The 16,322-nt window shown below is 62.7% G+C and carries 13 protein-coding genes and 1 tRNA gene; all 14 read right to left on the reverse strand.

Annotation, left to right across the window (positions count from 1 at the left end):
• The coding region (locus tag ACYVKM_RS12245) for a GTP-binding protein (RefSeq protein WP_082559638.1) at positions 1–104 on the reverse strand (104 nt) is incomplete at its 3' end.
• A 122-nt stretch (positions 105–226) separates the two neighbouring features.
• Complete coding sequence (gene fusA / locus ACYVKM_RS12250; protein WP_460877896.1) at positions 227–2,344, reverse strand: elongation factor G; 2,118 nt, start codon at positions 2,342–2,344, stop codon at positions 227–229.
• A 184-nt stretch (positions 2,345–2,528) separates the two neighbouring features.
• Positions 2,529–2,996 carry a 30S ribosomal protein S7 gene (rpsG, locus tag ACYVKM_RS12255; protein WP_007514548.1) on the reverse strand — a complete coding sequence of 156 codons (468 nt, stop codon included), beginning with the start codon at positions 2,994–2,996 and terminating at the stop codon, positions 2,529–2,531.
• A 139-nt stretch (positions 2,997–3,135) separates the two neighbouring features.
• On the reverse strand, positions 3,136–3,510 hold the full coding sequence (gene rpsL / locus ACYVKM_RS12260; RefSeq protein ID WP_077442331.1) for a 30S ribosomal protein S12: 375 nt from the start codon (positions 3,508–3,510) through the stop codon (positions 3,136–3,138).
• A 177-nt stretch (positions 3,511–3,687) separates the two neighbouring features.
• The gene (gene rpoC / locus ACYVKM_RS12265) at positions 3,688–7,902 is read right to left on the reverse strand and encodes a DNA-directed RNA polymerase subunit beta' (protein ID WP_460877897.1); all 4,215 of its coding nucleotides are present in this window, start codon (positions 7,900–7,902) and stop codon (positions 3,688–3,690) included.
• A gap of 25 nt (positions 7,903–7,927) precedes the next feature.
• Positions 7,928–12,091 (reverse strand): DNA-directed RNA polymerase subunit beta, encoded by a 4,164-nt coding sequence (rpoB, locus tag ACYVKM_RS12270; RefSeq protein ID WP_460877904.1) that lies wholly within the window; start codon positions 12,089–12,091, stop codon positions 7,928–7,930.
• A gap of 236 nt (positions 12,092–12,327) precedes the next feature.
• Positions 12,328–12,696, reverse strand: a complete 369-nt coding sequence (gene rplL / locus ACYVKM_RS12275) for a 50S ribosomal protein L7/L12 (RefSeq protein ID WP_460877898.1) — start codon at positions 12,694–12,696, stop codon at positions 12,328–12,330.
• A 50-nt stretch (positions 12,697–12,746) separates the two neighbouring features.
• Positions 12,747–13,280, reverse strand: coding sequence for a 50S ribosomal protein L10 (gene rplJ, locus ACYVKM_RS12280; protein ID WP_460877899.1), 534 nt, complete (start codon positions 13,278–13,280; stop codon positions 12,747–12,749).
• 345 nt (positions 13,281–13,625) lie between these two features.
• Positions 13,626–14,333: a 50S ribosomal protein L1 gene (gene rplA / locus ACYVKM_RS12285; RefSeq protein ID WP_460877900.1), complete on the reverse strand. Its 708-nt coding sequence runs from the start codon at positions 14,331–14,333 to the stop codon at positions 13,626–13,628.
• A 3-nt stretch (positions 14,334–14,336) separates the two neighbouring features.
• Positions 14,337–14,765 carry a 50S ribosomal protein L11 gene (gene rplK / locus ACYVKM_RS12290; protein WP_460877901.1) on the reverse strand — a complete coding sequence of 143 codons (429 nt, stop codon included), beginning with the start codon at positions 14,763–14,765 and terminating at the stop codon, positions 14,337–14,339.
• A 198-nt stretch (positions 14,766–14,963) separates the two neighbouring features.
• On the reverse strand, positions 14,964–15,524 hold the full coding sequence (gene nusG / locus ACYVKM_RS12295; RefSeq protein ID WP_460877902.1) for a transcription termination/antitermination protein NusG: 561 nt from the start codon (positions 15,522–15,524) through the stop codon (positions 14,964–14,966).
• Between the two features lie 7 nt (positions 15,525–15,531).
• Entirely contained in the window at positions 15,532–15,927 is a 396-nt protein-coding gene (gene secE, locus ACYVKM_RS12300; protein ID WP_460877903.1) for a preprotein translocase subunit SecE, read from the reverse strand.
• An 81-nt stretch (positions 15,928–16,008) separates the two neighbouring features.
• Positions 16,009–16,084 (reverse strand) — tRNA-Trp (locus tag ACYVKM_RS12305).
• A gap of 134 nt (positions 16,085–16,218) precedes the next feature.
• Positions 16,219–16,322: EF-Tu C-terminal domain-related protein (locus tag ACYVKM_RS12310; protein WP_460877788.1), on the reverse strand; the 104-nt coding region annotated here is incomplete at its 5' end.

A 16,322-nucleotide genomic window follows, 5' to 3' on the forward strand; every position in this document is an offset into this window, starting at 1 on the left:
ACCTTCGTCAGCGCCGCCGTCAGCGTCGTCTTGCCGTGATCCACGTGACCAATCGTGCCGACGTTGACGTGCGGCTTGGTGCGTTCGAATTTACCCTTTGCCATGACTCAAACCTCTGAGAGAACCTATTTGATAATACGCCCACGAATGGCCGCTTCTTTTAAGAGTGCGGCCATGGATGGCCGCTTCCTGATCTTTGCCGTTGCGATCAGGAAGATCGCACAAGTTACGCCTTCTTCATGACCTGCTCGGCGACATTGTTCGGCGCTTCGGCGTAATGGTCGAATTCCATCGTGAAGGTGGCGCGCCCCTGGGTCAGCGAACGGATCGTCGTCGCATAGCCGAACATTTCACCGAGCGGAACCATCGCATCGATGGTCTTGCCCGACGGGGTGTCGTCCTGGCCCTGGAGCAGGCCGCGACGGCGGCTCATGTCGCCCATGACGTCACCGACGTAGTCTTCCGGCGTCACCACTTCGACCTTCATGATCGGCTCGAGCAGAACCGGGCTCGCCTTCGTGAAGCCTTGCTTGAACGCCATCGAGGCGGCCAGCTTGAACGCCATTTCCGACGAGTCGACGTCGTGGTAGGAGCCGAACACGAGCTTCACCTTCACGCCCACGACCGGGAAGCCCGCCAACGGACCGCTGGTGATGGTCTCACGCAGGCCCTTTTCGACCGAAGGAATGAATTCCTTCGGGATCACGCCACCGGTGATGTCGTTGATGAAGAGGAAGTCGTCCTTCACGGCCGGGTTCTTGCGATCCTCTTCCGTCATCGGCGACAGCTCGATCACAACGTGACCGTACTGACCCTTACCACCCGACTGCTTGGCATGCTTGTAGTCCGACTTGACATCCGACGTGCGGATCGTCTCGCGGTAGGCCACCTGCGGCTTGCCGACGTTGGCTTCGACGTTGAACTCGCGGCGCATGCGGTCCACCAGGATGTCCAGGTGCAACTCACCCATGCCCGAGATGATGGTCTGGCCCGACTCCTCGTCCGTACGCACGCGGAACGACGGATCCTCCGCAGCCAGACGGCCGAGGGCGATACCCATCTTTTCCTGGTCCGACTTGGTCTTCGGCTCGACCGCCATCGAGATCACCGGCTCCGGGAACGTCATGCGCTCCAGGGTGATGATGTGATCCTGCGCGCACAGCGTGTCACCGGTCGTCACGTCCTTCAGGCCGACCGCCGCGGCGATGTCGCCGGCACGGACTTCCTTCAGCTCCTGACGCTCGTTCGCGTGCATCTGCAGGATGCGGCCGATGCGCTCCTTCTTGCTCTTGACCGGGTTGTACACGGCGTCGCCGGAGTTCAGCGTGCCCGAGTAGACACGGAAGAACGTCAGCGAACCGACGAACGGATCGGTCATGATCTTGAACGCGAGGGCGGAGAACGGTGCGGCATCGTCGGCCTTGCGCGAAGCCTCGTTCTCGTCCTCGTCGATACCTGCCACCGGCGGGCGATCGGCAGGCGACGGCAGCAGCTGCACCACCGCGTCGAGCATCGCCTGGACGCCCTTGTTCTTGAACGCCGTACCGCAGAAAGCCGGGATGATTTCGTTCGCGAGCGTGCGCTGACGAAGACCCGCGATGATCTCGCTCTCGGCGAGGTCACCCTCTTCGAGATACTTGTTCATCAGTTCTTCGGTCGCCTCGGCAGCCGACTCCACCATGAAGCTGCGCGCTTCCGCAGCACGTTCCGCGAGGTTCGCCGGGATATCCTGATATTCGAACTTCATGCCCTGGGATTCCATGTCCCAGATGATCGCCTTCATCTTGAGCAGGTCGACCACGCCCTCGAAACCCTCTTCGGCGCCAATCGGCACCTGCATCGGCACCGGATGCGCACCAAGGCGCGCCTTCAACTGGTCGATGACCTTGTCGAAGTTGGCACCGGTGCGATCCATCTTGTTGACGAACGCAAGGCGCGGAACCTTGTACTTGTTGGCCTGGCGCCACACGGTTTCGGACTGCGGCTGCACACCACCGACCGCACACAGCACGAACACCGCACCGTCGAGCACGCGCAGCGAACGCTCGACCTCGATGGTGAAGTCGACGTGTCCCGGGGTATCGATGATGTTGAAGCGATGCTGCGGCATGGAACGGTCCATGCCGCTCCAGAACGCCGTCGTTGCCGCCGACGTAATGGTGATGCCGCGCTCCTGCTCCTGCTCCATCCAGTCCATCGTGGCCGCACCGTCATGCACCTCGCCAATCTTGTGACTGACGCCGGTGTAGAACAGGATGCGCTCCGTGGTCGTGGTCTTGCCGGCATCGATGTGGGCCATGATGCCGAAATTGCGATAGCGCTCGATGGGGGTGGTGCGTGCCATGGGTAGATACCTGTGCAGGGCTGCCTGCCCCGATTCCCACGACCGTCCGGGCCGTGCTTAATTTATGAGTCCGCCATGGATGGCGGTGTGTTCTTTGCCGTCAAGGAAGACGACTTGAATCAAGATCCGGCATGGATGCCGGTTTGCTCGTTGCCGTCAAGGAGGACGGCACAAGCACCGCCGATTACCAGCGGTAGTGCGAGAAGGCCTTGTTGGCTTCCGCCATGCGATGCGTCTCTTCGCGCTTCTTCGCGGCGCCGCCGCGGCTTTCCGAAGCTTCCAGCAACTCGGCGGCCAGCTTGCGCGGCATCGAGGTCTCGCCACGCTTGCGGGCGGCATCGATGACCCAGCGCATCGCCAGCGCCATGCGGCGACCCGGGCGCACTTCCACCGGCACCTGGTAGGTGGCGCCACCGACACGACGGGACTTCACCTCGACCGCCGGAGCGATGTTGTTGAGCGCCTTCTCGACCAGGGCCACCGGTTCGGCATTCTTTTCGCCGATATGCTGCAGTGCACCGTAAACGATGCTCTCGGCCACGGACTTCTTGCCACTCTTCATCACCATGTTGATGAAGCGGGCAATCAGCTGGCTGCCATGCTTGGGATCCGGCAGAACCAGACGGGCGGGATGTGAACCTTTACGCGACATGTTTGTTGTCCGTTATTTTTGCGAACATCCGTGCCCGCCTGAAAAGCGACCATCCTGGCCGCACGTTGTATTTTTGCAGGCGTCCATGCCTGCGGAGCAAAAGCGGCCATCCATGGCCGCACTCATCAATACGGCAGATTTACTTCTTCGGGCGCTTGGCGCCGTACTTCGAGCGCGATTGACGACGCTTGGTGACGCCGGCGCAGTCGAGGCTGCCGCGCACCGTGTGATAACGCACGCCGGGCAGATCCTTGACACGACCGCCGCGGATCAGCACCACCGAGTGCTCCTGCAGGTTGTGGCCTTCACCACCGATGTAGCTGATGATCTCGTAGCCGTTGGTCAGGCGCACCTTGGCAACCTTGCGCAAGGCCGAGTTCGGCTTTTTCGGAGTGGTCGTGTATACGCGCGTGCAGACGCCGCGGCGCTGCGGGCTGCTCTGCAAGGCCGGCGACGCGCTCTTGTACGTCTTCGGGCTGCGGGATTTGCGCACCAATTGGTTGACTGTCGTCATGCGAAGCTGTTCCTGAAAACATAAAGGCAGCCCGAATAAGCTCGGTCTGCCAAGAAGCGGGAATTTAACATGAGCAACCTGCCATAGGCAAGTTAAGGCTCTGTCGTCCTGGACCCGAACACGAGGTGCATCCATGCACCTCATTTCGTATGTCAGCGAGTGAAGCCCCGAAAGGGCTTACTCGACACCGTTATCACTACCGGCCGGAGCCTCGGCGAACGAGACTGCGGGCACGGTGCCGGAGAGAGTCTCCAGCTCCGAGGCGGTCAAACCGCCCTGGCGACGACGCGATGCGTGGTACGCCAAGCCTGTACCTGCCGGAATAAGACGGCCGACAATAACATTTTCCTTCAGACCACGCAAGCCATCGCGCGTGCCACGAACCGCCGCCTCGGTAAGGACGCGGGTGGTTTCCTGGAACGAAGCTGCCGAAATGAACGACTCGGTGGCCAGCGACGCCTTGGTGATACCCAGCAGCACCGACTGGTACTCGGCCGGACGCTCGCCCTTGGCGACCGCACGATCGTTCTCGCGGTTGATCCGCACACGCTCGACCTGTTCGCCGCGCAGGTAATGGCTCTCGCCCGGCTCGACGATCTCGACCTTGCGCAGCATCTGGCGAATGATCGCTTCGATGTGCTTGTCGTTGATCTTCACGCCCTGCAGGCGATACACATCCTGGATTTCCTTGACCAGGTACGAGGCCAGCGGCTCTACGCCCAGCAGGCGCAGGATGTCATGCGGGCTCGGCTCGCCGTCGACGACGGTTTCGCCCTTCTCCACATGCTCGCCTTCGAACACGATGACCTGACGCCATTTCGGAATCAGCTCTTCGTGCTCGTTGCCGTCGACGTCCTTGATGATCAGACGCTGCTTGCCCTTGGTGTCCTTGCCGAAGCTGATGATGCCGGAGCGCTCGGCGAGGATCGCCGGTTCCTTCGGCTTGCGTGCCTCGAACAGATCGGCCACGCGCGGCAGACCACCGGTGATGTCGCGGGTCTTCGAGGTTTCCTGCGGGATACGTGCCACCACGTCGCCCACGCCCACTTCGGCACCGTTCTGGATCGACACGATCGCACCGGCCGGCAGGAAGTACTGTGCCGCGATATCGGTACCCGGCAGCTTGAGCTCGCGGCCCTTGCTGTCTTCCAGGCGCACGATCGGGCGCAGATCCTTCGCCTGCGCACCACGACGCTTCGGATCGGTCACCACCGCCGATTCCAGACCGGTCAACTCGTCGGTCTGGCTCTGCACGGTGACGCCATCGAGGAAGTCGATGAAGCGCACCACACCGGCCACTTCCGTGACGATCGGATGGGTATGCGGATCCCAGCTGGCGACGGTCTGGCCCGGCTTGACCGGCGCACCATCCTTGACCGAGATGTTGGCGCCGTACGGCACCTTGTAACGCTCGCGCTCGCGGCCATTCGTGTCGATCACGCTGACTTCGCCCGAACGCGACACGGCCACCAGATGGCCCTGCTTGTGCTGCACCGACTTCAGGTTGTTGAACTTCAGCGAACCGGTGGTCTTCACCGTCACGTTGTCCACTGCTGCCGCACGCGATGCCGCACCACCGATGTGGAACGTACGCATGGTCAGCTGGGTACCCGGCTCACCGATCGACTGTGCGGCGACCACACCCACGGCCTCGCCCATGTTGACCAGGTGGCCACGGGCCAGATCGCGGCCGTAGCACAGCTTGCATACGCCGTGCTCGGCGACGCAGGTGATCGGCGAACGCACCTTGATGATCTGCACGCCGGCCTTGTCGAGCTTCTCGACCAGTGCCTCGTTGAGCAGGGTGTCGCGGGTGACGATCGGCTGATCGTCGTCGCCGGGGGCATAGACGTCCTCGACCACCACGCGACCGAGCACGCGCTCGCGCAACGGCTCGACCACATCGCCGCCTTCGACGATCGGCTGCATGATGATGCCGTCCTCGGTGCCGCAGTCGTCCATGGTGATCACCACGTCCTGCGCCACATCGACCAGGCGACGGGTCAGATAACCCGAGTTCGCGGTCTTCAACGCCGTATCCGCCAGGCCCTTGCGGGCGCCGTGGGTGGAGTTGAAGTACTGCAGCACGTTCAGGCCTTCGCGGAAGTTGGCCTTGATCGGCGTCTCGATGATCGAGCCGTCCGGACGCGCCATCAGGCCGCGCATGCCGGCCAGCTGGCGGATCTGTGCCACCGAGCCACGCGCGCCGGAGTCCGCCATGATGTACAGCGAGTTCATCGACTTCTGGCTGACCATCTTGCCATCGACGTCCTTCACCTTCTCGGTGCCGATGCCGTCGATCATGGCCTTGGCCACCAGTTCGCTGGTACGCGACCAGATGTCGACCACCTTGTTGTAGCGCTCGCCGGCGGTGACCAGGCCCGACTGGTACTGCTGCTGGATCTCGACGACTTCCTTCTCGGCTTCCTCGAGAATGGGCTTCTTCTCGGCCGGGATCAGCATGTCGTCGATGCCGATCGAGATGCCGGCACGCGTCGCGAAACGATAGCCGGTGTACATCAGCTTGTCGGCGAAGATCACCGTTTCCTTCAAGCCCAGCAGGCGATAGCTGGAATTGATCAGGCGCGAGATGGCCTTCTTGGTCAGCTCGGTGTTGGCCAGCTCGAACGGCAGGCCTTCCGGCAGGATTTCTGCCAGTAGCGCACGACCCACGGTGGTCTCGACCAGCCTGGTCTCATGCGTGCGCGTGCCGTCTTCGGCAACGTGCACCAGCTTCAGGCGCACCTTGACCTTGGCGTGCAGCTCGACCGCACGGTTGTCATAGGCGCGGCGCGCTTCGGCAATGCCGGAGAACACCATGCCACTGCCCTTGACGTTGATCAGCTCGCGGGTCATGTAGTACAGGCCAAGCACCACGTCCTGGGTCGGCACGATGATCGGCTCGCCGTTGGCGGGGCTGAGGATGTTGTTGGACGACATCATCAGCGTGCGCGCTTCGAGCTGTGCCTCGATCGACAGCGGCACGTGCACGGCCATCTGGTCACCGTCGAAGTCGGCGTTGAACGCGGTACAGACCAGCGGATGCAGCTGGATGGCCTTGCCTTCGATCAACTTCGGCTCGAACGCCTGGATGCCGAGACGGTGCAAGGTCGGCGCGCGGTTCAGCAGCACCGGATGCTCGCGGATCACCTCTTCGAGGATATCCCACACCTGGCCTTCTTCGCGCTCGACCAGCTTCTTCGCCGCCTTGATGGTGGTGGCTTCGCCACGCGCCTGCAGCTTGGCGAAGATGAACGGCTTGAACAGCTCCAGCGCCATCTTCTTGGGCAGGCCACACTGGTGCAGACGCAGGGTCGGACCGACCACGATCACCGAACGACCGGAATAGTCCACGCGCTTGCCGAGCAGGTTCTGGCGGAACCGGCCCTGCTTGCCCTTGATCATGTCGGCGAGCGACTTCAGCGCGCGCTTGTTGGTGCCTGTGATGGCACGACCGCGACGACCGTTGTCGAGCAGCGCATCGACCGATTCCTGCAGCATGCGCTTCTCGTTGCGCACGATGATGTCGGGCGCATTGAGCTCGAGCAGACGCTTCAGACGGTTGTTGCGGTTGATGACGCGACGGTACAGGTCGTTCAGGTCGGAGGTGGCGAAACGGCCACCGTCCAGCGGCACCAGCGGACGCAGGTCCGGCGGCAGCACGGGCAGTACGGTCAGCACCATCCACTCCGGCTTGTTGCCGGATTCCAGGAACGCCTCGATCAGCTTGACGCGCTTGGTGAGGCGCTTGAGCTTGGTCTCGGAATTGGTCGAGCCGATCTCTTCCTTCAGGCGGATCACCTCGCCCGGCAGGTCGAGCGACTTCAGCAGTTCGTAGACGGCCTCGGCACCCATGCGGGCGTCGAACTCGTCGCCGTGCTCTTCGGTCGCTTCCAGGTACTGGTCTTCGCTGAGCAGCTGACCGCGCTCGAGCGCGGTCATGCCCGGATCGATCACCACGAAGGCCTCGAAGTACAGGATGCGCTCGATGTCGCGCAGGGTCATGTCCAGCATCAGGCCGATGCGCGACGGCAGCGACTTGAGGAACCAGATGTGCGCGGTCGGGCTGGCCAGCTCGATGTGGCCCATGCGCTCGCGACGCACCTTGGCCAGCGTCACTTCCGTGCCGCACTTCTCGCAGACCACGCCACGATGCTTCATGCGCTTGTACTTGCCGCACAGGCACTCGTAGTCCTTCACCGGGCCGAAGATCGCTGCGCAGAACAGGCCGTCGCGCTCCGGCTTGAAGGTACGGTAGTTGATGGTTTCCGGCTTCTTCACTTCGCCGTACGACCACGAACGGATCAGCTCCGGCGAGGCCAGCGCGATCTTGATCGCGTCGAAATCCGGCGTCGCGCGCTGCTGATTGAACAGATTGAGCAAGTCTTTCATGCGAAATCTCCTGTAGCCGGGCGGGTCACTTGATCTCTTCCAGATCGATGTCGATGGCAAGCGAACGGATTTCCTTCACCAGCACGTTGAAGGACTCCGGCATGCCTGCGGACATCTCGTGGTTACCGTCGACAATGTTCTTGTACATCTGGTTGCGGCCCTGCACGTCATCGGACTTCACCGTCAGCATTTCCTGCAAGGTGTAAGCCGCGCCGTAGGCTTCCAGCGCCCACACTTCCATCTCACCGAAGCGCTGACCACCGAACTGCGCCTTGCCGCCCAACGGCTGCTGGGTGACCAGCGAGTACGGGCCGGTGGAACGCGCATGCATCTTGTCGTCGACCAGATGGTTGAGCTTCAGATAGTGCATGTAGCCCACGGTGACCGGGCGATCGAACGCCTCGCCGGTACGGCCGTCATACAACATGGTCTGGCCGGATTCCGGTAGATCGGCAAGCTTCAGCATCGCCTTGATCTCGGTTTCCTCGGCACCGTCGAACACCGGCGTCGCCATCGGCACGCCTTCCTGCAGGTTGGTGGCGAGCGCGAAGATCTCCTTGTCGGTGAGCGACTTCAGGTCGACGTGCTGCACCGCGCCGGCCACATGGCTGTTGTAGATCTGGTCGAGGAACTCGCGGATCTTGGCCACCTTCTCCTGCGCCTCGAGCATCTTCTGGATCTTCTTGCCCAGGCCCTTGGCGGCCCAGCCCAGATGGACTTCCAGAATCTGCCCGATGTTCATGCGCGAGGGCACGCCCAGCGGATTCAGCACGATGTCGACCGGCACGCCGTCAGCGGAATACGGCATGTCCTCGACCGGCACCACGTTGGACACCACGCCCTTGTTGCCGTGACGGCCAGCCATCTTGTCGCCCGGCTGGATGCGGCGCTTCACGGCCAGGAACACCTTGACCATCTTCAGCACGCCCGGCGCGAGGTCGTCGCCCTGGGTGATCTTGCCCTGCTTCTCCTTGAAGCGCTTGTCGAACTCCTCCTTGTGGCGCTTGACCTGGTCGGCCGCACGCTCGAGGAATTCGGTGACTTCCTCGTCCTTGACGTTGATCTTGAACCAGTCGTCCTTCTTCAGGCCGTCGAGATAGGCATCGGTGATCTCGGTGCCACGCTTCAGGCCGCCCGGACCGCTCATCGCGGACTTGCCGACCAGCTGGGTGCGCATGCGGCTGTAGATCGCGCCCTCGAGGATGCGGAACTGGTCGTCCAGATCCTTGCGGATCCGCTTGACCTCGGTTTCCTCGATCTGGCGGGCGCGCTTGTCCTTCTCGATGCCGTCGCGGGTGAACACCTGCACGTCGATGACGGTGCCGTCCATGCCGGGCGGCACGCGCAGCGAGCTGTCCTTCACGTCGGACGCCTTCTCGCCGAAGATCGCGCGCAGCAGCTTCTCTTCCGGGGTCAGCTGGCTCTCGCCCTTGGGCGTGACCTTGCCGACCATGATGTCGCCGGCCTTCACCTCGGCACCGATGTAGACGATGCCCGACTCGTCCAGGCGCGCCAGCGCCTGCTCGCCCACGTTCGGGATGTCGGCGGTGATTTCCTCGGCGCCCAGCTTGGTGTCACGCGCGATGCAGGACAGCTCCTCGATGTGGATCGAGGTGTAGCGGTCTTCCTGCACGACGCGCTCGGAGAGCAGGATCGAGTCTTCGAAGTTGTAGCCGTTCCACGGCATGAACGCGATCAGCATGTTCTGGCCGAGCGCGAGCTCGCCCAGATCGGTCGACGAACCGTCGGCCAGCGTGTCGCCCTTCGCCACCACGTCGCCGACGTTCACCAGCGGACGCTGGTTGAGGTTGGTGTTCTGGTTGGAGCGGGTGTACTTGGTCAGCGTGTAGATGTCGACGCCGGCGTCGTTGTCGCCGACCTCTTCCTCGTTCACGCGCACCACGATACGCGCCGCATCGACCTGGTCGATCACGCCGCCACGCTTGGCGGACACGATGACGCCCGAGTCACGCGCCACCGCGCGCTCGATGCCGGTACCCACCAGCGGGGTCTGCGAACGCAGGGTCGGCACGGCCTGACGCTGCATGTTCGCGCCCATCAGGGCACGGTTCGCATCGTCGTGCTCCAGGAACGGCACCAGCGCCGCGGCGACCGACACGGTCTGCATCGGCGAGACGTCCATGTAATCGACTTCGCTGGACGGACGCAGCTCGGATTCACCACGGAAACGGCAGGACACGAAGTCCTCGATGAAACCGCCGTGCTTGTCGAGCGGCGAGTTCGCCTGCGCGATCACGTGATCGCCTTCCTCGATCGCCGACAGGTAATCGACCTTGTCGGTGACCTTGCCGTTCGCAACCTTGCGGTACGGCGTCTCGAGGAAGCCGTAGGAGTTGGTGCGCGCGTACACGGCGAGCGAGTTGATCAGGCCGATGTTCGGGCCTTCCGGCGTTTCGATGGTGCAGACGCGGCCGTAATGGGTCGGGTGCACGTCGCGCACTTCGAAGCCGGCGCGTTCGCGGGTCAGGCCACCCGGCCCGAGCGCGGAGACGCGGCGCTTGTGCGTCACTTCCGACAGCGGGTTGTTCTGATCCATGAACTGGGACAGCTGCGAGGAGCCGAAGAACTCCTTCACCGCCGCCGCCACCGGCTTGGCGTTGATCAGATCCTGCGGGGTCAGGCCATCGGCCTCGGCCAGCGACAGGCGCTCGCGCACGGCGCGCTCGACGCGCACCAGGCCGATGCGGAAGGTGTTCTCGGCCATTTCGCCGACCGAACGCACGCGACGGTTGCCGAGGTGGTCGATGTCATCGACCGTGCCATGACCGTTCTTGATGTCGATCAGCACCTTCAGCACGTCGAGGATGTCGGACGTCTCGCCCTGCTCCTTGACCAGCCGCTGCGATTCTTCTTCCTTGCGCTCGCTGAAGTACTTGTGGTCGTACAGCACGCCCGGGCCGAGGATGTCCTTGCGGCCCACGCGACGATTGAACTTCATGCGGCCGACCGACGACAGATCGTAGCGGTCGAAGGTGAAGAACAGGTTGAAGAACAGGTTCTGCGCGGCATCCTTGGTCGGCGGCTCGCCCGGACGCATCATGCGATAGATTTCCACCAGCGCCTCCAGCGGCGTCTTGGTGTTGTCGATGCGCAGGGTATGCGAGATGTAGGCACCACGATCGAGATCGTTGACGTACAGCGTCGGCACGGTCTCGATACCGGCCTTGCGGAAGTTCTCCAGCTGCTCGGCGGTGATCTCGTCGTTGGCCGAAGCCAGCAACTCGCCGGTCTTGCTGTCGACGATGTCGGTGGCAAGGATGCGGCCGACCGGATAGTCGTCCGGCACTTCCAGCGCGGTGATGTTCTCGGCCGCCAGCTGACGCACGTGACGCGCGGTGATGCGCTTGCCGGCCTCGACCAGCACCTTGCCGCCGATCGCCAGATCGAAGCTCAGCGTCTCGCCGCGCAGACGTTCGGCGACCAGCTCCAGCGTGGTGCCGCCCTTCTTGCCGAGGTGGAACACGTTGTGCTCGAAGAAGATGCCCAGCATCTCCTCGTTGTTGTAGCCGAGCGCGCGCAGCAGCACGGTCACCGGCAGCTTGCGGCGACGGTCGATACGGGTGAACAGCGCATCCTTCGGGTCGAACTCGAAGTCCAGCCAGGAGCCGCGGTAAGGAATCACGCGGGCCGAGAACAGCAGCTTGCCCGAGCTGTGCGTCTTGCCGCGGTCGTGGTCGAAGAACACGCCCGGCGAACGATGCAGCTGCGAGACGATCACGCGCTCGGTGCCGTTGATGATGAAGGTGCCGGTGTCGGTCATGAGCGGAATCTCGCCCATGTAGACCTCCTGCTCCTTGATGTACTTGACCACCTTCTTCGAGGCCGGGCTGTCCTTGTCATAGATGACCAGACGCACGGTGGTGCGCAGCGGCGCACCGTAGGTCATGCCGCGGTTGCGGCACTCGCGCTCGTCGAACGCCGGCTCGCCGAGACGATAGTCGACGTACTCCAGGGCGGCATTGCCCGAATAGCTGGTGATCGGGAACACGGACTTCAGTGCCGCGTGCAAACCCTTTTCGCCGCGCTGTTTGGGCGCGACATGCTCCTGCAGAAACTCCCGGTAGGAATCAGTCTGGATGGTCAGCAGGTTCGGCACGCCCAGTACGGGCGGACGCTTGCCAAAATCCTTGCGGATGCGTTTCTTCTCGGTAAACGAGTAGGCCATGATCGGTAGCGCCTCGGTTCGCAGTGACGCCGGTGGTGCACACACCGGCTGAATGAAAAATCAGATGTTCGACAAATCCGGGGATTTGGGAATCGAGAATCGGGATTCATGCGGCGAATCCCGATTCTCCATTCCCCTCCTCGTTCAACTCTTTCGCGCCTAAGCAGGCAAAGCCCGGGAGCTCACGCTCCCAGGCTTGCTTGACGCTAGATCAAACTGACGACGCGCAAGGGCGCCGATTACTTCAGTTCGACCGTGGCGCCGGCAGCTTCGAGGTCCTTCTTGAACTTCTCGGCATCTTCCTTCGACACGGCTTCCTTCAGGACGCCGCCGGCCTCGGTGAGGTCCTTGGCTTCCTTCAGGCCCAGGCCGGTGATCGCGCGGACGGCCTTGATCACGTCGACCTTCTTGGCGCCGGCGTTCTTCAGGATGACGTCGAACTCGGTCTGCGCTTCGGCAACCGGGGCAGCAGCGGCCGGGCCGGCCACGGCAACCGGGGCAGCAGCGGTCACGCCAAACTTCTCTTCGATGGCCTTCACCAGGTCCATCACTTCCATGAGCGACTTGGCGGCGACGGCTTCAACGATCTGTTCGTTGGACAGGGACATTTGATTTACCTCTGGAAAATTTAGGTTCGGTTTTGAGTAGACGAAAGAACTCAGGCGGGTTCGGCTTCGGCCGGGGCTTCGGCGGCGACTTCGCCACCACCCTGCTTGTCGGCCACAGCCTTGACGACACGGGCGAACATCGTGGCCGGTTCGGCCAGCACGCGGGCCAGCATGGCCAGCGCCTGTTCGCGGGTCGGCAGCGAGGCCAGCACATCGACATGCGCAGCCGGCAGCAGCTTGCCTTCCACCGAGACGATCTTCGCCTTCAGCTTGTCGTTGCCCTTGGCAAATTCCTTGATCAGACGCCCGGCTGCACCGGGCTCTTCCGTCGAGAATGCGTACAGCAGCGGACCGACCAGGGCGTCCTTGACGACCTCGAATTCGGTACCCGCCACGGCGCGCGATGCCAGCGTGTTCTTGACAACCCTCAAGTACACGCCGGATTCGCGGGCCTTCTTGCGCATCGCGGTCATCTGTTCGACCGTGGTGCCCGCATACTCGGCAGCGACCAGGGAGTGAGCCTTCGCGGCAACTTCTGCCAGTTCGGCGACTACTTCTTGCTTCTGAGACAGATTGAGAGCCATTAGCACTCCTCCAAATGAACTCCGCTCACGGCTCCTGCCGCTTGCGGTCCTGGGCGACGCCATCCTTGACGTCGGGGACATAAAATGTCCCGGGTGTTGGCCTTTCCAGAACAGATCGAACAATTCCAGATCGGGCAGCACCATCTGCGCAGGCCGGATTCGAGAGAAACCCGATTAAGCGATCCCGCTGGCGACGACGGCGATTCCATGCCAGTGCGAGCTTCCTGCCCGTCGTCATCGCGCGCTGATCGCGCCTGCGGTCTTTGACGGCTGCTCCGGCTTGACACCGGGGCTGCCTTCAAAAACTTGCCTGCACCGGCGAAACCGCCGGCGCAGGACTTGAACTTACTTGGCCGCGATGTTCAGCGAGGAGGTGTCGACGGAGACGCCGACACCCATCGTGCTGGACAGGGCAACCTTCTGCAGGAACTGACCCTTCGCCGTGGACGGCTTGGCCTTCAGCAGGTCGGCGATCAGCGTATTGAGGTTGTCCGCCAACTGGGCGGCCTCGAAGCTGGCCTTGCCGATGGTGGCGTGGATGATGCCCGCCTTGTCGTTGCGGAACTTCACCTGGCCGGCCTTGGCGTTCTTGACCGCGGTGGCGACGTCGGCGGTGACCGAGCCGTCCTTCGGGTTCGGCATCAGGCCACGCGGACCGAGCAGCTGACCGAGCTTGCCGACCACGCGCATCGCGTCCGGCGTGGCGATCACGCGACCGAAGTCCAGATCACCCGCCTGCATGCGCTCGGCCAGGTCGTCCATGCCGACAGCGTCGGCACCGGCAGCCTTGGCGGCCTCGGCCTTCTCGCCCGGCGGGCAGAACACGGCAACCTTGACGGTCTTGCCGGTGCCGTGCGGCAGCAGCGAGGAACCACGCACGCCCTGGTCGGACTTCTTCGCGTCGATGCCCAGGCGCACGGCCACGTCCACCGATTCCGCGAACTTCGCCTTGGCGTTGTCCTTGACGATCTTCAGGGCTTCTTCCAGGCCATAGAACTTGCCCGGCTGCACAGCGGCATGAGCCGACTTCATACGCTTCGTGAGCTTTGCCATGTCTTAACCCTCCACCACAAGGCCCATGCTGCGGGCGCTACCGGCAATGGTGCGCACCGCGGCGTCGAGATCGGCAGCCGTCAGATCCGGCTCCTTCTGCTTCGCAACGTCTTCCAGCTGCTTGCGGGTGACCTTGCCGACCTTGTCGGTATTCGGCTTCGGCGAACCCTTGGCAACGCCGGTGATCTTCTTCAGCAGGATCGTGGCGGGCGGGGTCTTGGTGATGAAGGTGAAGCTGCGATCGGAGTACGCGGTGATGATGGTCGGGATCGGCAGACCCGGCTCCATCTTCTGCGTGGCGGCATTGAACGCCTTGCAGAACTCCATGATGTTCAGACCGCGCTGACCCAGCGCCGGACCTACCGGCGGCGACGGGTTGGCCTGACCGGCCTTGACCTGCAGCTTGATGTAACCGACAACTTTCTTTGCCATGGGATTTTTCCTCGCGAGTCCAGGCGCCTTGCGGCTCCTCGCTGTTCACCAGTCCGTGGATGGAAGGAAGGATCCGCCTCATGCAGATCCTGAAACGCAGGCACGCCGGATCGAAAATGATCCAGCGTGAACCGCGCAGTATAGAGATTTATCGTGGCAACAGCAATCCCCGTGCCAAGGGGCGCTACGCCGCGGGGATCAGGCTTTCTCGACCTGACCGAATTCCAGCTCGACCGGGGTCGACCGACCGAAAATCAGCACTGCGACGCGCAGGCGACTCTTCTCGTAGTTGACTTCCTCGACGACGCCGTTGAAATCGTTGAACGGGCCCTCGGTGACGCGAACCATCTCGCCCGGCTCGAACAGCACCTTGGGCCGGGGCTTCTCGACACCCTCGCGCACGCGGCTGAGGATGGCGTCAGCCTCGCTGTCCTTGATCGGCAGCGGGCGATCGGCGGTGCCCCCGATGAAACCCATCACTTTCGGGGTTTCCTTGATCAGATGCCAGCACTCGTCGTCGATCCGCGGCGACTTGCCCTCGGTATTCGTCTCGATCTGCACCAGCACGTAGCCGGGGAAGAACTTGCGATCGCTGCGGCGTTTCTGACCACCGCGCATCTCGATCACTTCCTCGGTCGGCACCAGCACTTCGCCGAATTTCTCTTCCATTCCGGCGCGCTTGATCCGCTCGTCCAGCGAACGCTTCACCTGATTCTCGAAGCCCGAATAGGCGTGCACCACATACCAGCGCTTGCTCATGCTCACCTCAGGCACCCAGCTTCAGAAGCCAGTCGAGAATGACCGACTTCAGGATCAGGTCGATCAGACCCAACAGCAGCGACAGGATGATCACCACCACGATGATGATACCGGTCGTCTTGATCGTCTCGTCGCGGGTGGGCCAGACCACCTTGCGCATTTCGAACTGCGACTCGCCAATGAAGTTCCGCACCCGACGCCCCAGCGCAGTGAACGCGGCGATAGCCAGCGCGATGATCAGCGCGGCCAGCACGCCAAGCAGGCGCACCGACGAGGAAATGCTGCCGTCCCTGCCGAACCAGGAATAGGCGACGATACCGGCAATCAGCACCAGTCCCGCCAGTACCAGCTTGCCGATGTCGGCGGCGTTCGTGCCCTTGGGCTGTTCTGCCTTGGTATTCATGCACTAGCGATCAGATGTCAGCAGCATGCCGGACCCTGCGGTCGGCGTTGCCATCGTCACCCGTCTCATTCCTCGGGGAAGTGGCACGCCAGGAGGGACTTGAACCCCCAACCTGCGGTTTTGGAGACCGCTGCTCTGCCAATTGAGCTACTGGCGTACATGACTTGAACTTCAAACACGATGGCGAGCGGCCTTGAGTCCGCTCGCCCCGTGACGATTATTTCAGCCACCCTCCCTGATGGCAAAGATCAGGCCGGCATCCATGCCGGACTTCTCACAAAAGCTCTTTACTTACTTGATGACCTTGGCCACGACGCCGGCGCCGACGGTACGGCCACCCTCGCGAATCGCGAAGCGCAGACCCTCGTCCATCGCGATCGGGTGGATCAGGCTCA

The sequence above is a fragment of the Rhodanobacter koreensis genome (genome assembly GCF_054782855.1).